Below are 25,764 nucleotides of genomic sequence, written 5' to 3' on the forward strand. Positions count from 1 at the left end.
GCATTCGGTACGGTCTTGAGTTCGGCTCTGGGCGCCAGCATCTCGCCGGGGGCGTGCGCCCGGATCCCGGGCCGGGCCCGCGCGGCGGTGGCCGGGACGGGCGGCCCGGGCTCCGTAGCGCCACCGTACTCACTCCGTAGCCGGTGCCGCACTTCCATCTGAAACGTGATTCGTTTCTTCTATCAATTGCCGGAGGATGGCGTTTCTCGACATCCGGGCGGCGGTCCGGTATTGGTGACGGAAACACGAACCGCTCACATCTGTTCACTCCAATTCAGGTACAAATCGGACATTTCTCTCGCGGCCGGAAGCGGCTCTTGCCCGCACCCTGTATCGCTGCTAGCCTCCACGAGGAAGGGGTTTAGGCGCCGACGGCGGAATTCTGCCGCATCGCTGTGAGAAACCGATCTGCTCTGGGAGGGGGGATCTCGATGGAACCCGCATTCGTTTCGTTGTCGAATGCGGTGGATATTTCGGTAATCTTCGATCGAGTTTTGCACGGTGCAGGTGAAGGTGTATGGACAATCGGGCACAACACGAGCTGGGTGCATTGATCCGCCGGGGTCGAAACCGCATCGGGCTGACCCAGCACGAAGTCGCAACCAGAGCACGGATCAGTGTCGGTGGTTTGCGCGATATCGAACAGAATCGGGTCACCCGGCCGCGGAGCAACACCCTGCGGCGGATCGCGGCGGCACTGGAGCTGTCGCCGGTCGAAACAGAGGAACTCATGCAGCGCGGGCAGCAGGGCTCGGTGCTGGCCAACGATCTGCGCATGCTCGTGCTCGGCCCGCTCGAGGTGCAGGTCGATGGCGCCCGTGTCGAACTGAACTCGGTGCGCCAGCGCCTGCTGCTGGGCATGCTGGCGCTGTCGCCCAATGCCACCGTCAGCGTCGACGTCCTCGCCGACGGGATGTGCGACGGGCAGGCGCCGCCCTCTGCGGTCGACGTGGTGCGGACGCAGGTGTCGCGGCTGCGCCGACGGTTGCAGTCCAAGGGGTACGGGCCGAGCCTGCTCGTGGCCAATGCGGGCGGCTACATGCTGCAGGTGGAGAGCAACCAGCTCGATGTGCTGGCGTTCCGGAAGCTGGCCGACAGCGCCCGCCGCGACTGCACCGCGGGGCGCCTGGAACTCGCTGCGCGCCAATATCATACGGCCGTCGAGCTGTGGCGCGGGGCGCCGCTGGCGGACCTGCCCGGCCTGCACACCCAGGCCGCGGTGGCCGAGCTGAACCGGGAGCTGGAGAAGGTCCTGCTCGAATACGCCGACGTCGCATTGCAGGTCGGCCAGCATTCCCAGGTGCTGGAACCGCTGCGGCGATTCATCGCCGCCAACCCGCTGCACGAGCTGGCGCACGCCTCCCTGATGACAGCCCTGGCACGCAGCGGTCAGCGGGCCGCGGCCCTGGAGCTGTTCGAAACCCTGCGCAAGGCACTGGCCTACGAGCTCGGTGTCGATCCCGGTCGCGAGATCTCCGAGGCGTATCTGGCGGTGCTGAGCGAATCGGACTACACCGGACCGGAACCGGGCCAGGCGAATGTGCGCGCCCTGCCCACACCGGCGCAGTTGCCCGCCGACATTCCCGGCTTCATCGGCCGCGAACATCAACTGACACACCTGGATTCGGTGCTGGCGCAGCAGCACACGCCGATCTTCGCGATTCACGGGCTGGGCGGAGTGGGCAAGAGCGCCTTGGCCATCCACTGGGCCCACCGGGTGGCCGACCGTTTCCCCGACGGTCATCTCTACGCCGATCTCGGCACCTCCGAACCGCCGGATGTGTTGCGCGGCTTCCTGATCGCGCTCGGAATGTCGCCGCTGATGGTCCCGACGGAGTCGGCCGAACGCGCCGGGCTTTACCGCAGCATGCTCAGCGACAAGCGGCTGCTGATCCTGCTGGACAATGCCGCGCACGCACATCAGGTGCGGATGCTGCTGCCCGGGTCCCCCGGATGCGTGGTGGTGGTGACCAGCCGTCATCAGATGCGCGGTCTGATCGCCGCCGAGGGCGCCACCCCGCTGCCGCTGGATGTCATGTCCAACGACGAGGCCCGCGCGCTGCTGCATCGCCGGATCGGCTCCGCGCGCGTGATCGGCGAGCCCGAGATCGCCGACGAGATCATCGCCCGCTGCGACCGGCTGCCGCTCGCGCTGGCCCTCGTCGCCGCGCGCGCCGTCACCAACCCGCAGCTGCCGCTCGCCGACATCGCATCCCGATTACGAACCGCCGCAACGGTTCTCGATGTCTTCGCCACCGGTGAAGAGGCCACCGACCTGCGCATGATCCTGTCGTCGACCTACCGCACCCTCGGCAACGAGGCCGCGACCCTGTTCTGTGCGCTGGGCGCGTTCCCCGAGCGGCACTTCCGGGCGGAGACCCTCCGCGACCGTCTCCGGATCCCGGCCGACCGAGTCGCCCGGCTGCTCGACGAACTGGCCCGGGTCCACTTCGTGATCGAGGTCCAGACGGGGGAGTACGTGATCCCCCTGGTCGTCTACGCCTATGCGACGGAGTCGGCGCCGTCCGAGCTGTGCGGGACATTCGGCGGCCGACGCGACCACGACGAGCCGGTGGTGGAGGAAGCCGGATAGCGTCGGCGGCGTACCGTGCGGGGCCCGCACGGTACGCCGGTCCTCAGTCTGTGTCGCCGCGCCGATCGGTCCGCGGCACCGCGAACGAGTGGCGGCTGCCGGACCAGGACGACCGCGCCAGGGTCGTCTCGATCTCGGCGAGATCCTCGGCGGACAGGTCGATGTCGGTCGCGGCGGCGTTCTCCGCCAGCCGATCCCGGCTGCGCGTTCCCGGAATGGGCACCACGTCCTCGCCCTGATGCAGCAGCCAGGCCAGGGCCAGCTGGCCCGGGGTGATGCCGCGGTCCGCGGCCAGGCCGGACAGCTGCCGGAGCCGGTCGGTGTTGCGAGCGAGGTGCTCGCCGTGGAAACGCTGATCCGGAAGCCGGTCGTCGTCGGGCCCGAGCGAGTCGAGATCGAGTGCGCCGGTGAGGAATCCGCGCCCGAGCGGGCTGAACGCCACCACGCCGATGCCGAGCTTGCGGGCCAGCGGGACGATGTCGTCCTCGAGCTCGCGCCACGACAGTGACCACTCGTACTGCACCGCGCTGATCGGATGCACCGCCGCCGCCCGCTCCAACTCGGCCGGATCGGTCTCCGAAATGCCCAGGTAGCGAACCTTTCCCGCGGCCACCAACTCGGCCATGGTGCCGACGCTGTCCTCGATGGGGACCTGCGGATCCACCCGATGCAGGTAGTACAGGTCGATCCGGTCGGTGCCCAGCCGGGCGAGCGAGGCGTCGCAGTAGCGGCGGATGTCGTCGGGCCGCGCGCACAGCCGTGCCGGGTCGCCCGGCCGGTCACGGACGATGCCGAACTTGGTGGCGAGCACGACCTCGTCACGCCGCCCGGCGAGGGCCCGCCCGACGAGGCGTTCGTTCTCGCCCGCCCCGTAGCTCATGGACGTATCGATCAGGGTGATGCCCAGATCGAGTGCGTGCCGGATGGTCCGGATCGAGTCGGCCTCGTCGGCCGGACCGTAATCCTGTGACATCCCCATGCACCCGAGCCCGAGCGCCGAGACGGCCAAACCCTGACCGCCGAGCAATCGTGTCTTCATTCGCCGTCCCCTCAGGACAATCGGCCGGGCAGCGCGGAGTAGTTCAGGACGAGCACGTCGCGGTGTGCGGGCTTGCCCTTGTCGATCGCCTCGATCGGAGTCACCGCGTGATAGGTGCGCTGATCGTCGTTGAGCAGCAGCTCACCGGGATTCGACAGCGTCACCGTGCGGAGCCGCCGGGCGTCCTCGTCGTAGGTCGAGCTCTCCCCGCCGGTGATGTTGAGCCGATCGACGAGCAGCGAGCCGACGAAGGTGACGCCGTCGCGGTGCCGCCCCTCCGGCGCGGGCTTGCCGATCTGCTCACCCGCCACGATCCGGACCGGATGCAATTTGATCAGCCACCGCCGGGTCTCGTCGACGGCGGTGAAGACCTGGCCGAGCCGGATGAGCAGGGCACGCAGCAGGGGATCGGTGGCGAACGTGTCGGTGAGCGGTTCGTAGACCCGGTCGACGCCGCCGTTGAGCCGGTTGAAATAGCGCTCCTGCCGGTAGGGTTCGTGCGGCAGCGCCGTCAGCTCACCGGTGTCCGGGTCGAGTTCGAACTGACCGTAGCGACGGTAGCGGTAGGTGCCGCCGTCGGCCATGAAGGTGTCGAGCCGCAGGTCTTCCCAGTTCTTCGCGAACCGTGCCCAGTCGCCGGCGTCGGCGTCGAGCAGCGCGGACAGCTCCTCGGCCTGCACCAGGCTCTCGCCGACCTCGGTCAACTGCTCGACAACCTCGCGCTCTTTGTCCTGGAGGGCGATGCTGCTAGGGGACATAGCAGTCCTTTCCGTATGTGACCAGGTCTCGATGGTGGCCGGTGCCACCGGCGCTACGTGGGCAGCCTGATTACAGCCGCACCCGTTCCATCCCCTGATCACGACGGTTCCCCTCGGCGACGCGTGGTTCCGCTACGGGGCGTGCCCGTATCGGGTGACGCGGTGGTCGGACACACGACCGAACTTGCGGCAGATCCTTACTCGGATCGATGCGACCCGGCTGAGCTGGGGGCCGCGCCGGGGATCGTGCCGTCCCGGGTGCCAGGCCGTTGATCCCCCGGCCCCACAGAATCGGCAGCGACTTCGCCATTGTGAGGACGGGAAACGAATATGACGAGTGCAACCCAGGCGACGCACGACGGTAGCGAGGATCGGGAAGTGCCCGCGAGCCCGGTCTGTTCCTACAACGAATGGGATCCGCTGGAGGAAGTGATCGTCGGCATCGTCGACGACGCCAGCTTCCCGACCTGGCACGAGTGCCTGCCGCCGGTGCTGCCCGCCGATCAGGTGGAGACCTTCCGCTGCAACGCCGGTCGCTCCTTCCCGGCCGAGCGGATCGACGCCGCCCGCCGGGATCTCGAGGAATTCGCGCACATCCTGGAGGCCGAGGGCGTCACCGTGCGCCGCCCCGAACCCATCCCGCAGCGCACCACCTACAGCACCCTGGACTGGTCGAGCACCGGCATGTACGCCGCGATGCCGCGCGACGCCCTGCTGGTGGTCGGCACCGAGATCATCGAATGCCCGATGGCCTGGCGGTCCCGGTACTACGAGTCGCTGGCCTACCGGCCGCTGCTGAAGGAGTACTTCCACGGCGGCGCGAAGTGGACCGCGGGCCCGAAACCGGAGCTCACCGACGCCCAGTTCGACCAGGACTGGACCGACGATCACCCCGACCAGGGCGTCCGGCTGGTCGTCACGGAATTCGAGCCGACGTTCGACGCCGCCGATTTCACCCGGTGCGGCCGCGACATCATCGCGCAGATGAGCAATGTCACCAACGCCTTCGGCATCGAGTGGCTGCAGCGCCAGCTCGGCGACGAATACCGCATTCACGTCTTCGAATTCGCCGACACCCACCCCATGCACATCGACGCCACCCTGGTCCCGCTGGCACCGGGCAAACTGCTCGTCAACCCCGAACGCGTCCCGAAGGTTCCGGCGCTGTTCAAGAATTGGGATGTGCTCGAGGCCCCGCGGCCGATCATTCCGGACACGCATCCGCTGTATATGACCAGCAAGTGGATCAACATGAACGTGCTCAGCCTGGACGAGGACCGGGTCATGGTCGAGCGTGAGGACGAGCCGATGATCCAGGCGCTGAAGGACTTCGGATTCACGCCCATTCCGTGCAGTTTCCGGAACTTCAACAGTTTCGGCGGCTCGTTCCACTGCGCCACGCTGGACGTCCGCCGCCGCGGCACCCTGCAGTCGTATTTCTGATCCGACGCATTTGTCCGTTTTTCGGCTGGGCGGGTAAAACGCAGCGGCGGGTCGGGTGCCGGTGTTGATACGCTCGACGGGCGCGTTCCCGGGGGTTACCCCGGGCGCGCGGCTGCCCAAATGCGCCCTACCGCATGGTTGTTCCGTATGATCGACAGGCTGTCCGACCCGAACCCCGAACAGAGCGAGCGAACCTGAGCTATGACCTCCTTCGACCCTGTGACCAGCGATGAGACCTTTGATTCGCGTGCCGTGATCGACAAGTGGATCGGGGTGTGGGACAGGCTCGGCACGTTCGCGGTCGATCGGCTCACCGGTGACGGGGATCAGGGAGAGCGGCGTTATGTGGTGAGCATGTTCTCCTATCCGTCGGGTGATCTGCACATGGGTCATGCCGAGGTGTATTCGATCAGCGACGCGATGGCCCGTTATGCCCGGATGCGCGGGTTCGACACGCTGTTCCCGGTCGGCTGGGACTCCTTCGGCCTGCCCGCGGAGAACGCGGCGTTCAAACGCGGGATGGATCCGCGCGACTGGACCTACGCCAATATCGAGACGCAGGCGGATTCGTTTCGGCGGCTGGGAGTTTCGTTCGATTGGCGGACCCGGCTGCACACCAGCGATCCGGAGTACTACCGCTGGAACCAGTGGCTGTTCCTGCGGCTGTTCGAGCGCGGGCTGGCCTACCGCGCCGACGCCACCGTGAACTGGTGCCCCAACGATCAGACCGTGCTGGCCAACGAGCAGGTCATCGCGGGCCGGTGTGAACGCTGCGGCGCGCATGTGGTCAAGCGGGCGCTCACCCAGTGGTTCTTCAAGATCACCGATTACGCGCAGCGGCTGCTCGACGACATGGCCCAGCTCGAGGACGGGTGGCCGTCGGAAATCCTGACCATGCAGCGCAATTGGATCGGGCGGTCCGAGGGCGCGTACATCGACTTCGCCATCTCAGAGCGCGACGAGCCGGTGCGGGTGTTCACCACTCGTCCCGACACCCTGTTCGGCGCAACGTTTTTCGTGGTCGCCTTCGACGCGCCGCTGGCGGCGGAGCTGTGCGCGCCGGACCGCAAGGAGGAGTTCGACGCCTATGTCCGGCAGGCGTCGGCGGCCACCGACATCGAGCGGCTGGCCACCGACCGGACCAAGACGGGCGTGTTCCTGGGCCGGTACGCGATCAATCCGGCCAGCGGCGAACGGATTCCGGTGTACGCGTCGGATTACGTGCTGGCCACCTACGGCACCGGCGCGGTCATGGCCGTGCCCGCGCACGATCAGCGCGACCTGGATTTCGCTCGGGCCCTGGGCATTCCGGTGCGCACCGTGGTCGACACCGGCGGCGAGGACCCGGAGCGGACGGGGATCGCCACCGACGGCGCGGGTGTGCTGGTCGCCTCCGGCCGCTTCACCGGGCAGCCCAATACCGAGGCCGGGGCGGCGATCGTCGCCGACCTCGCCGAGCGGGGCATCGGCGAGCACGCGGTCACCTACCGGCTGCGGGACTGGCTGCTGTCGCGCCAACGCTATTGGGGCACACCGATTCCCATCATCCACTGCGGTGACTGCGGTCAGGTGCCGGTGCCCGACGACCAGCTGCCGGTGCGGCTGCCCGACAGCGGCTACGAGCTGCGCCCCAGCTCCGGGCGCTCGCCCCTGGCCAGCGCCGAGGAGTGGGTGGCGGTGCCGTGCCCGCGCTGCGGCGGCCCGGCCCGGCGCGACACCGACACCATGGACACCTTCGTCGACTCGTCGTGGTACTTCCTGCGCTACCCGAACCCGAATTTCACCGGGGGCCCGTTCGACCCGGCCGGTATCGCCCGCTGGCTGCCGATCGACGAGTACATCGGCGGCAAGGAGCACGCCACCGGGCATCTGCTCTACGCGCGGTTCCTCACCAAGGCGCTGCACGACATGGGCCTGCTGCCGTTCACCGAGCCGATGACCCGCCTGACCAACCAGGGCCAGGTGCTGATGGACGGCAAGGCCATGAGCAAGAGCCTCGGCAACCTGGTCGACCTGCAGGATCAGATCAGGCAGTTCGGGCCGGACGCGGTCCGGGTCACCATGATCTTCGCCGGGCCGCCGGAGGACGACGTCGACTGGGCCGATGTGTCCCCGCAGGGCGCGGTCAAGTGGCTCGCCCGGGTCTGGCGGCTGGCCTGCGACATCGGTTCGGCCGCAGGCGCATCCGCGCCCGCGCAGGCGTCCGCCGCGGTGCGCCGGGGCGTGCACGAGGTGATCGCCAAGACCACCGAGCTGATGGAGGGCAAGCGCCTCAACGTGGCCATCGCCCAGCTCATGCAGCTGACGAACCTGCTGCGCAAGGCCGTCGACACCGGCCCGGGCCCGGCCGATCCCGTCGTCCGCGAGGGCGTGGAGGCGCTGGTCCGGATGATGTCGTGCTTCGCGCCCTTCACCGCCGAGGAGGCGTGGGAGCGCCTGGGCCACGCGCCGTCGGTCTCCGACGCGGACTGGCCGACGGCCGATCCGGCGCTGCTCGAACGCGACACCACCACCTGCATCGTCCAGCTCGACGGCAAGCTGCGCGACCGCCTGCAGGTCCCCACCGACATCGGCGAAACCGCCCTGCAGGAGCTGGCGCTGGCCTCCGAGCCCCTGGTCAACGCCCTGGCCGGGCGCGCGGTGGCGAAGGTGATCGTGCGCGCCCCGAAGCTGGTCAATATCGTGACGAAACGGTAAGCCGGGCAAGAACTCCGGGTCGTCCGGCTACCCGGCGATTCGCGGAAGTGATCCGGCGCCGACCGGGGCGACTGCGGATCGGGTACGGGAACGGCTGTCGCGGCGGTCGAGATACTGCCGAACGGAAATCGAATCGGTTGTTTGCGTGGTAGCCGCGTCTCCACCAGCGGTGTCGTCGCCGTGTCCCGGTCGGGGGATGGGCACGCGCTGCCACGGTCGCCGGTCACCATGGGCTCACCATCCGATCGGCGAAAGGTTGTCCCTCGATGACCGAGGTCGTAGCACTGGACACCGCATTCCTCGGTGACCCCCACCGGCTGTTCACGCGGCTGCGCGAGCGGGAACCGGTGTGCGTGGCGGAACTTCCCGGCGGCGAACGATTCTGGCTCGTCACCCGATACGAGGACGTGCGCGCCGTGCTCACCGACCCGGCGATCGGCAAGGACGCCGCCGGGCTGCTGCGCGCCCAGGGACTGCCCGGCCCGACCGCGGACAGCATGCAAACCCACATGCTCAATTCGGATCCGCCCGATCACACCCGGCTGCGCAGGCTGATCTCCAAGGTGTTCACCGGCCGCGCGGTGGAGCGGCTGCGCCCGCGGATCACCGAACTCGCCGACGACCTCATCGCGGCCGTCGCGGCGCACGACGAGGTCGACCTGCTCGCCGAATTCGCCTATCCCCTTCCGCTGACGGTGATCTGCGAACTGCTCGGCGTGGACACCGACGATCGCGACGACTTCCGGCGGTGGAGCACCACCATCGCGGGCACCGGCACCCTGCGAGAGATGCGTGACGCCTCGGCCCGGATGCGGGCTTACCTGGTGTCGTCGATCGCGCGGAAGCGGGCCCGGCCGCGCTCGGATCTGCTCAGCGAACTCGTGCACGCGCGCGACGGCTCGGACGCACTCAGCGAACGGGAGCTGGTATCGACGAGTTTCCTGCTGCTGTTCGCCGGGCACGAGACCACCGTCAATCTGATCGCCAGCGGCACCCTGGCCCTGCTGCGCAATCCCGACCAGTGGGCCGCGTTGCGCGCCGATCGATCCCTGATACCGGGCGCTATCGAGGAGTTCCTGCGCTACGAGAGCCCGGTGAACCTCACCTCGTCCCGATACACCAAGCGCGCCACGCGAATCGGCGGCGTCGACATTCCCGCGGGCGAATTCGTCGTCGTCGCACTGGGGTCGGCCAATCGCGACGCCGCCCGCTTCGCCGACCCCGACGGCGTGCGGATCTCCCGGCCGGCCGGTGGCCACCTGGCCTTCGGCCACGGCATCCACTACTGCCTCGGCGCACCCCTGGCCCGGTTGGAAGGGGAGATCGCGTTCGACCGGTTGCTCACCGCCTTCCCCGACCTGTCCCTCGCCGTCGATCCCGATCGGCTGACCTGGCGCGAAAGCGCGCACATTCGGGGGCTGACCACGCTCCCGGTCCGGCTGCGGCCGACCCGGGGATGAGGGCGGCTCACCGCGGGACCGGCCGCCGCATACGATCGTAAGCCGTGACCCAGCTGACCGACGTGCGACCGCCGATCGGCGCGGGCCCGGCCTCTTCCAGTCCGGCGCCGCTGCGCCCCTCACCCGACTTCGGCCCCACCGACCGGGCGCGAGGGTGGGTGGTCACGTTGTTCCTCACGGCCATTGCGGCGGTCACCCGGTTCACGATGGTGAACTACCCGACCGATGCGGGGACGCCGACGTTCGACGAGAAGTACTACGCGCATCAGGGGTGGGAGATGCTCACCGGGGGCGGGGTGGAGGACAACCCCGCCTACGGGGTGATCGTGCACCCGCCGGTCGGCAAGCAGATGATCGCGCTGGGGGAGGCGGTTTTCGGCTATACCCCCCTGGGCTGGCGGTTTGCCGCGGCGACCTTCGGAACCCTGCTGGTGCTGCTGGTGATTCGGATTACCCGCCGGATGACCCGCTCCACCATGATCGGCGCCATCGCGGGCCTGCTGTTGATCTGCGACGGCACCACCTTCGTGTCCTCGCGCATCGGCATGCTCGACATCTTCCAGGCGCTGTTCGTCGTCGCCGCGTTCGGCTGCCTGATCGTCGACCGCGATGTGGTGCGCGCCCGCATGGCGCGGGCCGCCGCCGAGGGCCGGATCGCGTTCAGCCCGTACGGTCCGCGGCTGGGGGTGCGCTGGTGGCGGTTCGGCGCGGGCATCCTGCTCGGATTGTCCTGTGGCACCAAATGGTCCGGGCTGTACTTCATCGCCGCCTTCGGTCTGCTATCGGTGTGTTTCGATCTGGCCGCGCGCCGCGCGTACGGGGTGTCGAGGCCGTGGGTGGGGACGGCCGTGCGCGATATCGGCCCCGCGGTGGCTTCCCTCGTCGCCGTTCCGCTGCTGGTGTATCTGGCCAGTTACGGGATGTGGTTCGCCAGCGAGGACGGATACGACCGCTATTCGGTCGGCAATCCCTATGCGGGCAAGAACCCGATCGGGTTCGGCGGCTTCTGGTCCTGGGTGCCCGATATTCTGCGTTCGCTCTGGCACAACCAGGGTGAGTCGCTGGCTTTCCATACGGGCCTGACCAATTCGGCGGGCAACCATCACCCCTGGGAATCCAAGCCGTGGTCGTGGCCGATGAGCCTGCGGCCCATGCTGTACCACTACGCCGACACCGGCTCCACCGGCTGCGGCCAGTCGATGTGTGTGAAGGCGGTCATGCTGGTCGGCACGCCCGCGCTGTGGTGGCTGTCGCTACCCATGCTGGCCTGGGCGATCTGGCGCACCGCGACCCGCCGCGATTGGCGCTACGCCGCGGTGCTCGTCGGCTACTGCGCCGGTTTCCTGCCCTGGTTCGCGGACCTGGACCGCCAGATGTACTACTTCTACGCGGTCCCGATGGCCCCGTTCCTGGTCATGGGCATCGCCCTGGTGCTCGCCGAAATCCTCGGCCCCGCCCCCTACGCCCGCGCCGCGAACGGCTACCGCTTCCTGATCCCCACCGAGCGCCACCGCCTCAACCTCCTGCTGGTGTGCCTCTACCTGGGCCTGGTGGTAGCCAACTTCATCTGGCTCTGGCCCATCCTCACTGGCCTCCCCATCACCGTAGGCAACTGGCACGCCCACCTCTGGCTCCCCAGCTGGCGCTGACCTTTTCACGGTTCCCGCTCCTCGGCCTCGATGCGCCGCCGAATCCCGCCCACGGACCGCTCCCGCGGAATCCGCTGCGGCCACAGGGTGATTCCCGCGTACACCAGGCCCGAGACGGCCAGGCAAACCAGCACCAGCCCAATGAATTGCATCCTGCGCCCACCTCTTTCCGAGCTTGAATGGGGAGTGGCCCAGGCGGTTCCGGGCGGGTAACGCCGGGCCGACATGAACTGTGGCCCGTGCCCGCGCCGCGAATGGGCGCAGAGTGCGACCCCTGTCGAAAAGGTCGCGAAGTGCCTCTCGGCGGTTCGCTCAGAAACCGAGGCCGATGCTGCCCGCCAGTGAGCGGGCGCGGTGGCTGATCAACGCGCCGCCGTGGGTGAGGGCGTCGGCCGCCATTTGCCTTGCCGTGGGCGAGTATCGGACCGAGTCGTTGGCTGTCCGGTACGCATATTCCAGCCAGTGCAGCATGGCCGGATAGTCGCGGCGCTGATGGTAGGAGCGGGCGATTTCGACACCGAGCCGTCCTCGCCGCTCCCGGCTCGGGATGGACTCGGGATCGATGCCCTCGGCCCGGCTTCGGGCGTCGGCGGACTTGGACAGGTCGATGGAGATCGAGACCGCGTGCAATTCGACATTCGAGGCACCGAACATCGTCCACGGGTGGTGATATCGAGCATCGAGACGGGCGGCGATCCCGTCGGCGGCGTCCCAGTACCGCCAGGCATCGCCCTCGCGGCCCGCCCGCGCGGCGGTGGTCGCGGCGTGCAATCGGAGCGCACCGTACATGGCACGCACTTCGTCGCCGCCCTCGGGCAGAGCGGGGGCGAGCAGGTCCGCGGCGTCGTTCACCAGGCCGATGGCGGCGTCGGTGTCGCCGGTCGTGCGCTGCACCATGCCCAATGTCCATGCCGCACTTGCCAAGGCCATCGGGGTGTCGGCGTCCTGGGCCGCGGCCATCGCACGATCGGCCACGATCCACACCAGCTCGGCCTCGCTGGCCCAGACCACCTCGTGCTGCGCCAGGGCATAGATGTCGGTGAGGACGGCATTGGCCCGGCGCCGATCACCACCTTCGGTGGTGCGCACGGCAATCCGGGCATCGGTGATCAGCCGGGGCAGTATCCGGCCCACGTCGGTGCGATGCTGCGAGGAGTGGTGCCACACGCGCCACGCCTGCGCCGTTCTCGACGCCAGCGCGGCAATGTCGACAGTCCCGGTCGGCGTCCGGAGCAGTGGGGCGCGGACGGCCTCGCGAATAGCGGGCAACGCATCATGCGGAATGCGTCCGAACGAATCGACCGGGATCGATGTCGAACCCCCGAGGTCCAGATCGGTCCCGGCCAGCACCGCCACATCGCTGGTACCCAACGCCTCGGCCAGCTTCACCAACATCGGCAGTCGCGGCGGCAGGCGGGAACCCCGTTCGATCCCCTTGAGCCAGGACGGTGACATACCGACCAGTCCGGCCAGCACGGGCCGACTCAGACCCTTGCGTTCCCGAAAAGCTTGTATGCGTTCACCGGTACGCATTCCGGCCATGTCATCGAGCATGTCCCAACCCCAGGTGTTCGGCGCCCGCTGGATCTCCTGCGCATCGTATCCGCTTCCCGGGCGCTCACTGCGCGTCAAGGCAACTTTCCTGCGCTTCTCGACAACCGGCGGTGGTCTCGCACTTCTACCGTGAGCTACTGATTTCCGCAGGAATAGTGTTGTGCGGGAACGGGATTCGAACCCATTGGAAGAGGTAATTACCCATGCGTAGCACCATTGTCACCATAGCCGTGATCGCGGGAATGGTCGGTGGTGGTTTGGTGGTGGCCGGAACGGCGGGGGCGGTGAGTGATGATGCCACCTGTTCGGTGGTGAAGCAGGCGGTGGAGGATTACAGCGCCGGTAGTGATGCCATCGATGGGGCCGGGGCCGATGCGGCGGCGCGGTCGGGGGAGTTGTGGCGGGGGCTTATCGCGAAGTTCTCCGATGCGGCCGCCGATGCCGATGACGGGCAGGTCAAGTCCGCGCTCAATGTCGCGGTGGCGCAGATGAATCGGGTGGTCACCCCGGCGGAGACGGATCTGAAGACCATGATGTCGGATCCGGCGTTCCGTGACGCGATGACCGGGCTCGATTCCGCCTGCGGGTTCTAGCGGGTCAGCGTTTGCGCCCGACGCCGCCGACGATGCACTGCCGGACCGGGGACAGCGGGGCCAGGCGGGGGCCGTCGGGCCACCAGTCGTCGCACAGGACGAGGCCGGGGTCGACCATGTCGAGATCGCCGAACATGGCCTGGATTTCGGAGCGGGTGCGGAAGCGGCCGCTGCGCATGGGGCTGTGCACGAACTTGTCTTCCATTTTCACGGCGAGGTCGCTGAGGCCGGGGACCTCGGGGTCGTAGAAGTGGGCGATGGCGACGAACGAGCCCGAGGGGAGGGCGTCGATGTAGGTCTGCATCACGGCGGCCACGTCCTCGCCGAGATAGTGGTGCAGGGTGCCGATGTGGAACAGCGCTATCGGACGGCTGAAGTCGAGTTCCTCGCGGACCACCTGGTTGGACAGCACCTCGAGCGGGCGGAAGATATCGGCGGTGACAATGCTGGTCTGCGGATTCTCCTCCAGCAGGGCCCGGGCGTGGGTGAGCACCATGGGGTCGTTGTCGACGTAGACGACGCGGGCGTTCGGGCGGATCCGCTGCACCACCTGGTGGGTGTTCTCCGCGGTGGGCAGGCCCGAGCCCAGGTCGAGATACTGCTCGATGCCCGCCTGCGAGGCCAGGAAGCGGCACGACCGGATCAGGAAATCCCGGTTGGCCCAAGCCAGTTCGGCCACCCCCGGCGCGACGGTGCGGACCTGCGCCAGCACCTCGCGGTCGATCTCGAAATTGTCCTTCCCGTTCAGCGCGGCGTCGTAGACACGGGCGATACTCGCGCGCGTAGTGTCCACCCCGACCGGTACTTCGCTCGGGTAGGCCGACGGTTTGGACATCACCACTCCTGACATGGTTGGACGGGATCGGATCGGGATATCTCGAGTCTGCCGCAACCGGCGACGGGGCGGGGCGATACCGGCAAGTTTCCGGCGTGTTCGGACCTATCGGGCCGAACCGGTCGTCGCGGCCGACACCGCCATCGCGAGGAGCCAGGCGAGGGCCTGGCCGGTCGTGGTCATCCAGTCGTTCGCATTGAACGAACCCATATCGCCCTCCGATCAGGGATGGATCTCGTCGCCGGTGGCGGTCAGGTCGCACGAGGCGTCGTCGGCGCGGTTGCCGCCGGTGGAGACGATGTGCGCGAAAGCCTTGGCGCAGTTGCGTTCTCCGCAGTCGGAGGCGTTGGCGGCGATGGTCGAACCGCGCACGATCAGTTCGCCCGCGCCGGGGGCGAGGGCGTCGGTGACCGGCCGGGGCAGGGTGTCCAGGTAGGCGGGGGCGATATTGATTCCGCCGCCGCCGTCGGTGGCGGAATTGCCGGTGACCGTCGAGTCGATCAGCACCACCGCCCCGACGCCGCGGATGTCGAGTCCGCCGCCGCGCCCGGCGAATCCGCCGAACCGATACCAGCGCCGCGGATTGATGACGTGGTTGCCGGTGATCGCGGTGCGGGTGAAGGTGCAGGTGTTGTCGCAGCGCACCCCGCCCGCCTCGCCGGAGGCATTGCCGGTGACGACGCCGTCGGTCATGGTGAGATCCGCGATCGGAATATTGAAGATCCCGCCCCCGTAGTCCGCCGCGTTCCCGGTCACGGTGACGTGATCGAGCCGCAGCCTGCCGGAGTTGGCGATGCCGCCTCCGCCGGTGTCGTAGAGGGGGATCTCGTGCTCGGCGGCATTCCCGCCGGTGACCGTCAGGCCCGAGATCGAGACGTGCGCGGTGGTGACCAGCGCCCGATCCAGATGATTCGCGTCGATGATCGTCCGATCCTGCCCCGCGCCGATGACGCTGGTATCGGCGGTGATGTCGAGATCACCGGTGGTCGGATCGACGAGCGGGCCGTTGATGTTCCACGGATTCGGCGGAATGCTCAGCACGAACCGCCCGGCGGGCACCACGATGGTGCTCCCCGGCCGCACATCCGCCGCCTGAACCGCCGCCCGCAGCGTGCACCGTCCGGCCCGGTCGCGGCACTGCCCATCGAACGGATTCGCCGCCGCCCCGTCGTCCGTCGTCGTCACCCTGAATATCCCCGGACCCGAATCCGCCTGCGCAACACCGGCATTCACGGCGAGAACTGCCATCGCCGAACCGATCAGGCACAGCAGTGATCTCCTCATCGGCGTGCTCCCTACGAAGGCCGGACCGAGGATGCGGTATCCCGATCGTTCTACCACCCGCACCGCCACCGCCGCAGCGGAATCGGAGTTCGATCGAGAACCTCGGCACGCCGATTATGCAAGGGGCACAAAGAATTTGGTGATATCGCAGCAGTCGACCAAGGCGGCGCTCGGCTCGGAAGGTGACGCCCGGCTGGGTAGAACCGGTTATAATTCGGTATGTCTGCCGAGTTGCTGGCCGTTGTCGAGGGGTCGCCGCGTGCGGTTGCCGCGCACGATCGGGCGGCGTGGGTCGGGTTGTTCGCGGTCGATGCTCGGGTGGAGGATCCGGTGGGGGCGCGGGTGCATGTCGGGGCGGCGGCTATCGGGCGTTTTTATGACACGTTCATCGGGCCCAACGGCATTGCCTTTCGGGTCGAGCACGACGTGGTGTGCGGGACGACCGTGTATCGCGATCTGGATGTCGAGATCACCATGTCGACCGGGGTGCGGCTGCGGGTGCCCATGCATTTGCGGTACGATCTTGAGCAGGTCGGTGGCTCGTGGAAAATCCGTGCGCTGCACGCTCATTGGGAGTTGCCGGTGATGGTCGGGCAGCTGCTGGCCGCCGGAGGCCGGGGGCTGGCCGCGGCGGCGCGGCTCGGGCCGCAGCTGCTCGGGAATCAGGGGATCGGGGGCGCGCTGGGGTTCTGCCGGGGATTCGTCCGGGTCGGTGCGGGCGGGAAGCGGCTCGCGACGGGGATGATGGAGGCGGCCGGGCGGGGCGATGCCGCGGTCGTGCGACCGGTGCTGGCGTCCAGCGCGGTGGTGGAGTGGCCCGCGGGGACGCCGCTGGGGGTCGCGGAATTCGTGGCGCGGGCGCGCGGGCTGACGGTGGGCAAGACCATTGCCGCCGGTCGTTTCGTGACGCTGAGCGTGCAGACCCCGGGCGGGCGCGGAATCGCGGAGGTCCAGGTGGCTCCCGGCGGGCGGCGAATATCCGCGGTGCGGGTTTTCCTCGCCTGACTCACCGCCTTCGACTCGCCGTGATCGTTTGACAGGCATCGAGCGGGGTGGGCGGGCAGAATGCCGGGCATGGATGGCTGGGGCGGGCAGGCATCGGATGTCCGTGGCGCGGGTTCGGGGCGCGACGGCGATGGGGTGCGCAAGCGGCACGGCCGACATTACACGCCGCCCCGGCTGGCCGAATTCCTCGCCGACCGGCTGCTGGAACACCTTGTGCCGCAGCGGGAACTGCGGGTGCTGGACCCGGCCTGCGGGGACGGGGAATTATTGCGCGCGCTGGCCGAGCGTGTGGCGCAACGCCTTCCGGGAGTGCGGCTGCGCCTGGTCGGTTACGACCTGGACGAGCAGGCCGTCCGGATGGCGCGCGAGCGGATCGAGCCGGGCATCGTCGACTGGCATGTCGGCGACTTTCTCGGCGCGGCAGTGGAATTGGGGGAGGACGGCTTCGACGCCGTCATCACCAACCCGCCCTACGTGCGCACCCAGCAGCTCGGCGCGGCGACCGCGCAGCTGCTCAGCCAGCGCTTCGGCCTCCGCGGCCGCATCGACCTGACCCATCCGTTCGTGGCGAGCATGCCCCGGCTGCTGCGCCCGGGCGGGGCGCTGGGCCTGCTGTGCGCGAACCGGTTTCTCACCACCAAGGCCGGTGCGAACCTGCGCGCGCTGCTCCGCGCGGAACTGGCTCCGGTGGAACTGTACGACCTCGGCGACACCCGCCTGTTCGAGGCCGCGGTGCTGCCCGCCGTCACCATCGCCGTGCGCGGCGGGCCGGTGTCGTCGTGCCGATACGTCTCGGCCTACGAGGTGGACGGCGAGGAAACCGCCTCCGGCACCGACCTTTTCACCGCCCTGGCCGCGGACGGCGACTCGCTGGTCCGGCACGAGAAGCGCCTCATCGCGGTCGAGGTGGGCCGCCTGGATGCCGGTCGTGGCGACGCGAATGCGGTTGCGCAGCAGCCAGATACGGATGATGCGGCACGGCTCGCACCCATGCCGGAGCGTGGCGGAAACGCCGATGTCACCGTCCCCTGGCGCATGTCGCGACCCGGTGTCGACGCCTGGCTGAGCCGGGTCGGCGCGGGCACCTGGCGCACATTCGGACAGGTGGCGCGAATCAGGGTGGGAATCAAGACGACCGCGGACCGGGTGTTCATCTCCGACCGCTGGCACGAACGGGAGCCGTGCCCGGAACCGGAACTGCTGTTCGATCTGATCACCCACCACGATCTGCTGCCGTGGCGGGTGGCGCGCACCCGGCCGACCCGGGTGCTGTATCCCTACGACATCACCCGGCCCCGCCGCACGCCGGTGGACCTCGCCGAATTCCCCGGGGCCGCGGCATATCTCGCCGAGCACAAGGACACCCTGGCCGCGCGCGGATATCTCGCGGCGGGCGGGCGGGAATGGTTCGAGATCTGGGTGCCGCAGCGGCCGCACCTGTGGCGACCGCCGAAACTGGTGTTCCCGGACATCAGCGTGCGGCCGCGATTCGCGCTCGACCGCAGCGGCGCGATCGTCAACGGCGACTGCTACTGGATCTCGCTGCCCGACATCGGCGACGACGCGCTCGCGTATCTGCTGATGGGCGTGGCGAATTCGACCATGGGGCTGCGCTTCTACGACGCGGTCTGCGGCAACCGGCTCTACGCGGGCCGCCGCCGCTGGATCACCCAGTACGTGGCGCGGCTGCCCGTGCCGGACCCGGCCACCCCCGCGGCCGCCGCGCTCGCGGCACTGGTCCGCGATGTGGTCGACGGGGCGGACCCCGACCTCGCCGCCCTCGACGAGCGGGTGGCCGCCGCCTTCGCGCTCGGCTCGACCGCCGAAATCGCCTAGGGCGCAGGGGTTTCAGCCGCGGCGGCCGCCCACCATCGGCATCAGGGTGCGGCGGGCGAACTCCCGCGCGGCCTGGGCGTCGCCGAGCGGGATGAGCCCGTCCGGGGTGAGGGCGAGGGAGTGCGCGAGCCGGGCCATGATCTCGGCGACCAGGTCGGCGTCGAATTCCAGCTCGGGGTTGGTCTTCTGGAGCCCGCGCAGCTTGTCGGCCAGATAGGCGCGGCCGACGGCGAGGATGGGGCCCGCCTCGGTGGTCAGGCGCGGCAGGATCATGTCGGGCTCGGTGCGCAGCAGGCGTTGCAGCAGCTCGTTGCGCGCCAGCAGCGTGATGAAGGCGACGAAGATCTCCGCCAGCTGGTCCTCGTCGTCGGCGATGCCCGCGACCCGTTCCTCGATCTCGGCGACGAACAGCTGCGCCTCCCGGACCCCGACCGCCTCGACCAGGTCGTTCTTGGATTCGAACCGCCGATACAGGGTGGCCGGGCTGATACCGGCCCGCCGCGCGATCTCACCCATGCTGGTGCGCTTGATCCCGAAGTCGAGGAACGCGGACAGGGCGCTCTCGAGCAATTGCTCGCCATCGGCCCGCGGCTTCTCCAGGATGCGAGCCAGGATGGAGGGAACGGAGGGCATCGAGTCTCCAGTCGAATCGGTGGTCACCGCGTCGATGCGGAAGGGTGACCATCATTATCTCATCGAACTGCGCAGCCTTCCGCCGCCAGCGGCGTGTCGCACCGGCAAGCCGGGATCCCGGTCAGCGTAAATTCAGTGCGGCCATTTCTCTTTCGATCGCGTTCGCGGCGAAATCTATTCCGCTGGAACGTAATTCGTGTACCCGGCGACGCAGTGCCTCGATACCGCCGGGCTGGGCCGCGATATCGGCCACGCTGAGTCGCCGCTGGGGTCGGCGCATACCGGACTTCTCGTACGCCACCGTCGAACCTCCTGCTCACCCACACCGCGGCCCTGCCGGAAATACGAGTGTCGAATATCGGCACAGTGGTCCGGACCCCGAGCACGCTGGGACGATGCTAGCAAGCGCCGGACGGCCGCATCGGCGAATTGTGGTCTGAGTCACACCTCGATGCCGTCGCGGTGGACGGTCGTATTGTGCCGGTACACCGCGGCATTGAGCCGGATCCGGTCCCTCTCCGCCTCGCCGAGCTCGCGCCGCACCTTGCCGGGCACGCCCGCCACCAGGGAGCCCGGCGGGATCTGGGCGTTCTCCGGGATCAGCGCGTTGGCCGCGATCAGGCTGCCCGCGCCGATCATCGCGCCGTTGAGCACGGTCGCGCCCATACCGACCAGCACGTCGTCACCGATCGTGCATCCGTGCAGAATCGCGTTGTGCCCCACCGAGACTCCGCTACCCACCGTCAGCGGGAAGCCCGGGTCCGCGTGCAGCGCGCACCCGTCCTGGATATTGCTGCCCGCGCCGATCGCGATGTCCTCGACATCGCCGCGCAGCACCGCGTTGTACCAGATGCTCACCTCGGCGGCCAGCCGCACCCGCCCGATCACCGTCGCCGTCGGTGCGAGCCACGCGCTCTCATCGATCCGCGGCTCGTGCTCACCCAATCGAATCCTCATGATCGTGAACTTAGTGGTCCGTCGCGACCGGGTCGACGGGCGGTTACTCGTAGTGGAAGCGACACGAGATGATCACCACGGCGTCGTCGTCGAGTGCGTAGACCAGGCGATGCTCGCTCGTGATCCGCCGCGACCAATACCCGGAGAGATTGTGCTGCAACGGCTCCGGCTTTCCGATCCCTTCGTGTCCATTGCGGCAGATGTCGTCGATCAGGCGGTTGATCCGCCTCACGACCCGTCTGTCGTTGGATACGAACCACTGGTAGTCGTTCCAGGACTCGTCGGTGAACGTCCTCTTCACTCGGCCGCCGCTTTTTTGGTGGTCGTCTTCGTCCTGCGAGGTGTCTTGGTCGGCGCGGCGGCGGGTTCATCGTCGGTGATCTCGACAAGGTCACGCGGGGTGGCCTGTCCCTCGCGGTGCTGCGCGATGGACCGTTCGAGGTGGCGCGCGTTGGCCGGGTTGCCCAGTAGATACGCGGTCTCTTTCAGCGCCTCGTATTCACGCAGGGATACAACCACGGCGGGTTCGTGGCCCGCGCGGGTGATCACGACCTCTTCGAGGTCGTCGGTTGCACTCTCGAGTACCGAGGCGAGGTTGGCCCGCGCGTCGGTATAGGTCATCGGTTTCATATCCTCTAATGTACAGGATTCTGTACATGTCGCCGTGAGCCTTACAGATACCACTCCGGTTCCACGTCGGCGGGTAGGTCGCGCAGCTTGTCCGGGTTGCGGACCACGGTGATCGCGGTGATGCGGCCGTCGTCGACGGTGAAGGAGAAGACCCCGGTGTGCGTGCCGTCGAATACCACCAGGCCCGGGCGGCCGTTGACCAGGACCGAGCGGCCCCACGCCCCGTTGGTGGAGCGGTACCAGCCGAAGAACAGCTTGGCCACCAGTTCCGCGCCGTGCACCGGCTGCCGGATGGCGGGCACCTTGCCGCCGCCGTCGGCGGTCAGGCTGACATTCGCGTCCAGCACGCCGAGCAGTGCGCCGAGGTCGCCGGAGCGCCAGGCCAGGGCGAAGGCCGAGACCACCTTCTCCTGTTCGTCGCGGCTGGCGGGGAAGCGCGGGGTGCCCTCCTCGACGTGCTTGCGGGCGCGAGAGGCCAACTGCCGCACCGCGGCCGGGGTCCGGCCGACCACCTCGGCCACCTCCGGGCCGCTCATGCCGAACACGTCCTGCAGCACGAAGGCGGTGCGCTCGGCCGGGGACAGCGACTCCAGCACCACCAGCAGGGCGGTGGTGACCCGCTCGTCCTGGGTGATCCGATCGGCGGGATCCTCCCACGAGGTGACCTCCGGTTCGGGCAGCCACTCGCCGACGTATTGTTCGCGCCGGGCCCGAGCCGACCCGAGCTGATCGAGCGCCAGCCGCCCGGTGACCGTGGTGAGCCAGGCCCGCAGATTGTCGATCCGCTCATCCCCGGAACGATTCTCGTGCCACCGTTGCAGCCGCAGCCACGCCTCCTGCACCACATCGTCGGCATCGCTGAGGCTCCCGAGCGTGCTGTACGCCAGCCGCCGCAGATACGCCCGATGCTCCTCGAACTCCCGCGCCAACTCCACCCGATCCAGCCCGTCCACCACCGTCTTCCTTCCACCCCGCCCCATCGAGCAACCCTATCGACGCCTTCTCTAGGATGACGCCGCCAGGTGTGACATCGCAGGATGAACCTCGGCCACCTGCCGGTGTATTCCGCCCACCCTTGCTCCTGGCGTGCTTCCGCCCTGTGCTCTCGACGCGCTCCCGTCCTGTGCTCTTGGCGTGGTCTCGTCCTGTGCTCTTGGCGTGCTTCCGTCCTGTGCTCTCGATGTGCTCCCGTCCTATGCTTCCCGGCGTGCTTCGATCCTGGCGTGCTCTCGCCTTCTGCTCTCGGCGTGCTTCCGCCCTTTGATCCCAACGTGCTCGCCCTCTATTCCCGACGTGCTCCTGCCCACTGATCCTGGTGTGCTCTCACCTTTGCTCCCGATGTGCTCTCGTCCTCTGGTCCCGGCGTGCTCTCGCCCTTTGCTCTCGGCGTGCTCCTGCCTTCTGCTCTCGGCGTGCTCCTACCTTCTGATCCCGGCGTGCTTTTGGCCGGGATCTCCCGACCGGCCGGGTGCCGGTTAGTCTCACTCGATGCGTAAGGGGACTGCGGCCGCCGTTGGGATGTTGGTGGGGTTCGGGTTGGATCGGGTGCTGGGGGATCCGCGGCGGGGGCATCCGGTGGCGGGGTTCGGGGCGGTGGCGGGGCGGGTGGAGGCGGTGACCTATCGCGATGGTCGGGGGGCGGGGGTTGGGCACGAGATGTTGCTCGTCGGTGGGGTTGTCGGGCTGGGGGTGGTGCTGGATCGGCTGGTCGAATCCGAAGGGGCGGTGGTGCTGACGGCGCTGGCCACGTGGACCGTGCTCGGAGGGCGCACGTTGGCGCGGACGGGGCGGGAGATGGCGGATCGGCTCGAGGGTGGGGATCTGGCGGGGGCGCGGGCGTTGCTGCCGTCGCTGTGCGGGCGCGATCCCGAGGTGCTGGATGCGGACGGATTGGCCCGGGCCGCACTGGAATCCATTGCCGAGAACACCTCCGATGCGACGGTGGCGCCGCTGTTCTGGGGGGCGGTCGCGGGGGTGCCGGGGCTGCTCGGGTATCGCGCGGTGAACACCCTCGACGCGATGGTCGGCTACCGCAACGAGCGGTACGGGCGCTTCGGCTGGGCCGCCGCGCGCACCGACGATATCGCGAATCTGATTCCGGCGCGGCTGGGCGGCCTGCTCACCGCCGCGCTCGCCCCGGTCGTCGGCGGGCGGCCCGCGGCGGCGCTGCGGGCGTGGCGGCGCGACGCCGCCCGGCATCCGAGCCCCAATGCCGGGGTGGCCGAGGCAACCGTGGCGGGGGCGCTCGGTGTCCGCCTGGGCGGGCGCACCCAGTACCGGCACGGCGTCGAACAGCGGCCGACGCTCGGCGACGGTCCCGCGCCCCGCGTGCCCGATCTTCTTCGGGCCGTGCGTCTTTCGGAGGCGGTGCAGCTGGCCGCCGCCTGCGCCATGGCGGCGCTCGCGCTCACCCGCCATCGGTCTGCCAAGGTTTCGTCAATATTCCGTTCGGAATCGAAAGGCGTTGTGTTGCATCGACGTAAGGTCGGGCGGTCGGCGGTGTCGACCGCCGGGAAAGGTGGGACGGAGTGAGAGGGAAGGTTCTCGATATCGTTCTGCTCGTCGCGTGGGCGATCCTGTTCGTCGCCGTGGCGAACTTCGCACCGGGCGTGGGCGTGGCCCTGATCGCGTGGGGCGGCATCGCGGTGCTGGGGTACTACAACTCGTTCGTGCGCCACGATCGGGCGCTCGATCTGGGCCACCCCGCCCTCGGCCGACGCGTGAACCACGACGAGACGCTGCGCCCCGCGTGGCGCTGACCATCGTTACGAAACCGGTTGCGGCCCCGTCGATTCGGAGCTGAACAGGGCGGCGACCTGGGGGAGCGCGGCGCGCTCGGCGAGCACGACGACCTCGTCGCCGCTGTGCAGCAGGGTATCGGCGCTGACGGTCACCAACCGCCCGCGGCGAATGATCACGCTCACCCACAGATCGTCGGACGGCAGCTCGGCGACGCTGCTGCCGTCCGCGGCCGACCCGGCGGCCACGGTGAACCGGTGCAGGCTGTCCGGCTCCTCCTCGAACCGCGTATTCATCGTCCACGGCCGGAGATTCACCGTTTCCAGCGGCACACCCAGCCGCCGTGCCAGCGCCGGTACCGCACTGCCCTGCACGATGACCGAGAACGCCACCACCACGAAAATAATCTCGTAGGCGCGCCGGGCGTCCGGGACCTCGGCACGAAGAATGAAGGTGCCCAACAGAATCGGTACCGCGCCCTTCAATCCGGTCCACAGCACGAAAAGCCGTTCCCCGCGCGACAATCGGATCCGCCAGGTCAGCGCGCCGACCAGCAGCGGCCGGATCACCAGCGCCAGCAGCACCGCCAGCCCGAGTCCGATGAACCACGCGCCGCCCACGGCCACCCCGTGCGACCCGGTCACCTGGATGGTCAGCCCGAGCAGCACGAAGGCGACGATCTCGCCGAGATTGGCCAGCGCGGAATGGAATCGGGCGATCTCCGCGCGATACGGCGCGCGCTGGCCGCCGATCACGATCCCCGCCACCAGCACCGCGAGGAATCCGGAGCCGTGCGCGAGGGTCGTCGCCGCGTAGATTGCCAGCACGCTCATCAGCACCCGCAGCGAGTACAGCCCGGACGTCGGCAGCGGCACCCGCCGCATGAACCACAGCAGCCCGAGGCCGCCCGCGAGACCCAGCACCGCGCCGACGACGATCTGCACCGCGAATTCGCCCAGGACCGAGCCGATCGCGTCGCCGCCGAGGCTCGTGGTGCCCAGCAGCACCACCAGCAGCGCGATGCCGACCGGATCGTTGGCCCCGGATTCGCCCTGCAGCAGCACGCCGCTGCGGCCGCCGATCTGGCGGCGGCCCAGCACCGAGAACACCACCGCCGGATCGGTCGGCGACAGGGCGGTGCCGAGCAGCAGCGCGATCCGCCAGTCCAGGCCGAACAGCGCGTGCGCGGCCAGCGCCAACGCGGCCGCGGTAACCAGGGTGCCCGCCACCCCGATCCAGGCGATGGCCCTGGCATTCTCCCGAAACCGCCGCCAGCCGATCTGCATCCCACCGTCGAACAGGATCACCACCAGCGCGACCGTGACCACCCGCTCCACCAGGGTGACCGGCACACCGCCGAGGGCGGGCCAGACATCGGAGGCCGCGGCGGCGCAGACCAGAAACAGCGCCGGAGCAGGCACCGGAAACCAGTCACCGAGTCGATTGGACAGCACGGCCGCGAGCCCGACCAGCGAGACCACCAGCAGGGCACCGGAAAAGACCGTCACGTCGGTCATCGCGCCCAAACCCGGATCGCCCAGCACGACGAAATGTCCCTACAGGGGCATCGCGAGACCGACACGTGATGTCCTTCCGCCGATCGAACCACCACCACTTCGTCGACCAGACTTCCCGACACTCCGCTTCCACCTTAACGGTTTATTGACGCGCTGAACGAAGATGGTCCCGTGGCGGCGTCGGGGGTCATGGGCGAGTCCGACCCTGCTTCGGTCTCGAGACCGCGCTGGCAGTCTCTACCGAACCTGGCCATCACCGCTGCGGTTCCGTTGCCGCCGGAGTCTCTGCTGAGCCCGGCCGTTGCCGTTTCGATCTCGAGACCGTGCTGGCAGTGTCTGCTGGACATGGCCGTCGCCGCTGCGGTTCCCGTGGCCGCGCCGAAGAGTCTTTGCTGAATGCGGCCGTTGCCGTTTCGGTTCCGTCGCCGCGTCGGGCAGTCTCGGCGGAACCTGCTCGTTGCCGCTGCGGTTCCGTGGCCGCGTCGGAGAGTCTCCGCTGAATCCGGCCGCCGCCGTTTCGGTCCGTGGCCGCGCCCGGCAGT

At 68.7% G+C, this 25,764-nt stretch carries 23 protein-coding genes; 10 read left to right on the plus strand and 13 right to left on the minus strand.

Features of this window, described 5'->3' with window-relative positions:
• Window positions 1-517 precede the first annotated feature (517 nt).
• Window positions 518-2,593: a BTAD domain-containing putative transcriptional regulator gene (locus HPY32_RS07500; protein ID WP_067592076.1), complete on the plus strand. Its 2,076-nt coding sequence runs from the start codon at window positions 518-520 to the stop codon at window positions 2,591-2,593.
• A 43-nt stretch (window positions 2,594-2,636) separates the two neighbouring features.
• Here HPY32_RS07500 and HPY32_RS07505 read toward each other — a convergent pair whose 3' ends face one another.
• Window positions 2,637-3,632, minus strand: coding sequence for an aldo/keto reductase (locus HPY32_RS07505; protein ID WP_082871636.1), 996 nt, complete (start codon window positions 3,630-3,632; stop codon window positions 2,637-2,639).
• An 11-nt stretch (window positions 3,633-3,643) separates the two neighbouring features.
• On the minus strand, window positions 3,644-4,390 hold the full coding sequence (locus HPY32_RS07510; RefSeq protein WP_067592073.1) for a 2OG-Fe dioxygenase family protein: 747 nt from the start codon (window positions 4,388-4,390) through the stop codon (window positions 3,644-3,646).
• A 330-nt stretch (window positions 4,391-4,720) separates the two neighbouring features.
• Between HPY32_RS07510 and HPY32_RS07515 the strand changes: the two genes are divergently transcribed.
• From HPY32_RS07515 to HPY32_RS07530, 4 genes are all read left to right on the plus strand, one after another.
• A complete protein-coding gene (locus HPY32_RS07515) occupies window positions 4,721-5,833 on the plus strand; it encodes an amidinotransferase (RefSeq protein WP_067592070.1) in 1,113 nt (370 codons plus the stop codon).
• A 252-nt stretch (window positions 5,834-6,085) separates the two neighbouring features.
• Window positions 6,086-8,530, plus strand: coding sequence for a leucine--tRNA ligase (gene leuS / locus HPY32_RS07520; protein ID WP_197696574.1), 2,445 nt, complete (start codon window positions 6,086-6,088; stop codon window positions 8,528-8,530).
• 266 nt (window positions 8,531-8,796) lie between these two features.
• A complete protein-coding gene (locus HPY32_RS07525) occupies window positions 8,797-9,990 on the plus strand; it encodes a cytochrome P450 family protein (RefSeq protein ID WP_067592064.1) in 1,194 nt (397 codons plus the stop codon).
• A gap of 44 nt (window positions 9,991-10,034) precedes the next feature.
• Window positions 10,035-11,639 carry a dolichyl-phosphate-mannose--protein mannosyltransferase gene (locus HPY32_RS07530; RefSeq protein ID WP_067592061.1) on the plus strand — a complete coding sequence of 535 codons (1,605 nt, stop codon included), beginning with the start codon at window positions 10,035-10,037 and terminating at the stop codon, window positions 11,637-11,639.
• 5 nt (window positions 11,640-11,644) lie between these two features.
• Here HPY32_RS07530 and HPY32_RS07535 read toward each other — a convergent pair whose 3' ends face one another.
• Entirely contained in the window at window positions 11,645-11,791 is a 147-nt protein-coding gene (locus tag HPY32_RS07535) for a hypothetical protein (protein ID WP_156674613.1), read from the minus strand.
• A gap of 160 nt (window positions 11,792-11,951) precedes the next feature.
• On the minus strand, window positions 11,952-13,271 hold the full coding sequence (locus tag HPY32_RS07540; RefSeq protein ID WP_197696573.1) for a helix-turn-helix domain-containing protein: 1,320 nt from the start codon (window positions 13,269-13,271) through the stop codon (window positions 11,952-11,954).
• 125 nt (window positions 13,272-13,396) lie between these two features.
• On the opposite strand from HPY32_RS07540, the gene HPY32_RS07545 reads away from it, so the two are divergent.
• Window positions 13,397-13,786, plus strand: coding sequence for a hypothetical protein (locus HPY32_RS07545; RefSeq protein ID WP_067592058.1), 390 nt, complete (start codon window positions 13,397-13,399; stop codon window positions 13,784-13,786).
• Between the two features lie 4 nt (window positions 13,787-13,790).
• Here the strand turns inward: HPY32_RS07545 and HPY32_RS07550 are convergent, their stop codons facing one another.
• Window positions 13,791-14,621, minus strand: a complete 831-nt coding sequence (locus HPY32_RS07550) for an SAM-dependent methyltransferase (protein WP_067596121.1) — start codon at window positions 14,619-14,621, stop codon at window positions 13,791-13,793.
• Window positions 14,622-14,843: 222 nt separating this feature from the next.
• On the minus strand, window positions 14,844-15,905 hold the full coding sequence (locus HPY32_RS07555; RefSeq protein ID WP_156674612.1) for a right-handed parallel beta-helix repeat-containing protein: 1,062 nt from the start codon (window positions 15,903-15,905) through the stop codon (window positions 14,844-14,846).
• Window positions 15,906-16,124: 219 nt separating this feature from the next.
• Between HPY32_RS07555 and HPY32_RS07560 the strand changes: the two genes are divergently transcribed.
• Both HPY32_RS07560 and HPY32_RS07565 read left to right on the plus strand, forming a co-directional pair.
• On the plus strand, window positions 16,125-16,910 hold the full coding sequence (locus tag HPY32_RS07560; protein WP_067592052.1) for a nuclear transport factor 2 family protein: 786 nt from the start codon (window positions 16,125-16,127) through the stop codon (window positions 16,908-16,910).
• A 69-nt stretch (window positions 16,911-16,979) separates the two neighbouring features.
• Window positions 16,980-18,746, plus strand: a complete 1,767-nt coding sequence (locus tag HPY32_RS07565; protein ID WP_228786506.1) for an Eco57I restriction-modification methylase domain-containing protein — start codon at window positions 16,980-16,982, stop codon at window positions 18,744-18,746.
• A gap of 12 nt (window positions 18,747-18,758) precedes the next feature.
• Here the strand turns inward: HPY32_RS07565 and HPY32_RS07570 are convergent, their stop codons facing one another.
• From HPY32_RS07570 to sigJ, 6 genes are all read right to left on the minus strand, one after another.
• Window positions 18,759-19,379 carry a TetR/AcrR family transcriptional regulator gene (locus HPY32_RS07570; RefSeq protein ID WP_067596120.1) on the minus strand — a complete coding sequence of 207 codons (621 nt, stop codon included), beginning with the start codon at window positions 19,377-19,379 and terminating at the stop codon, window positions 18,759-18,761.
• Window positions 19,380-19,500: 121 nt separating this feature from the next.
• Window positions 19,501-19,680: a hypothetical protein gene (locus HPY32_RS07575; RefSeq protein WP_067592046.1), complete on the minus strand. Its 180-nt coding sequence runs from the start codon at window positions 19,678-19,680 to the stop codon at window positions 19,501-19,503.
• Between the two features lie 140 nt (window positions 19,681-19,820).
• Window positions 19,821-20,336, minus strand: coding sequence for a gamma carbonic anhydrase family protein (locus tag HPY32_RS07580; protein WP_067592043.1), 516 nt, complete (start codon window positions 20,334-20,336; stop codon window positions 19,821-19,823).
• A gap of 43 nt (window positions 20,337-20,379) precedes the next feature.
• The gene (locus tag HPY32_RS07585; protein ID WP_067592040.1) at window positions 20,380-20,637 is read right to left on the minus strand and encodes a Txe/YoeB family addiction module toxin; all 258 of its coding nucleotides are present in this window, start codon (window positions 20,635-20,637) and stop codon (window positions 20,380-20,382) included.
• Entirely contained in the window at window positions 20,634-20,966 is a 333-nt protein-coding gene (locus HPY32_RS07590) for a type II toxin-antitoxin system Phd/YefM family antitoxin (protein WP_067592037.1), read from the minus strand. The genes HPY32_RS07585 and HPY32_RS07590 overlap by 4 nt, the downstream gene beginning before the upstream one ends.
• A 41-nt stretch (window positions 20,967-21,007) precedes the next feature.
• Window positions 21,008-21,946: an RNA polymerase sigma factor SigJ gene (gene sigJ / locus HPY32_RS07595; protein WP_067592034.1), complete on the minus strand. Its 939-nt coding sequence runs from the start codon at window positions 21,944-21,946 to the stop codon at window positions 21,008-21,010.
• A 508-nt stretch (window positions 21,947-22,454) separates the two neighbouring features.
• Between sigJ and HPY32_RS07600 the strand changes: the two genes are divergently transcribed.
• Window positions 22,455-23,498 (plus strand): cobalamin biosynthesis protein, encoded by a 1,044-nt coding sequence (locus HPY32_RS07600; RefSeq protein WP_171982746.1) that lies wholly within the window; start codon window positions 22,455-22,457, stop codon window positions 23,496-23,498.
• Window positions 23,495-23,725, plus strand: a complete 231-nt coding sequence (locus tag HPY32_RS07605) for a hypothetical protein (RefSeq protein WP_067592031.1) — start codon at window positions 23,495-23,497, stop codon at window positions 23,723-23,725. Before HPY32_RS07600 ends, HPY32_RS07605 begins: the two co-directional genes overlap by 4 nt.
• Before the next feature lie 6 nt (window positions 23,726-23,731).
• Here HPY32_RS07605 and HPY32_RS07610 read toward each other — a convergent pair whose 3' ends face one another.
• Window positions 23,732-25,222, minus strand: coding sequence for a cation:proton antiporter domain-containing protein (locus HPY32_RS07610; protein ID WP_067596119.1), 1,491 nt, complete (start codon window positions 25,220-25,222; stop codon window positions 23,732-23,734).
• Between the last annotated feature and the right edge of the window lie 542 nt (window positions 25,223-25,764).

The sequence above is a fragment of the Nocardia terpenica genome (assembly GCF_013186535.1).
GTDB classification, from domain to species: Bacteria; Actinomycetota; Actinomycetes; order Mycobacteriales; family Mycobacteriaceae; genus Nocardia; species Nocardia terpenica.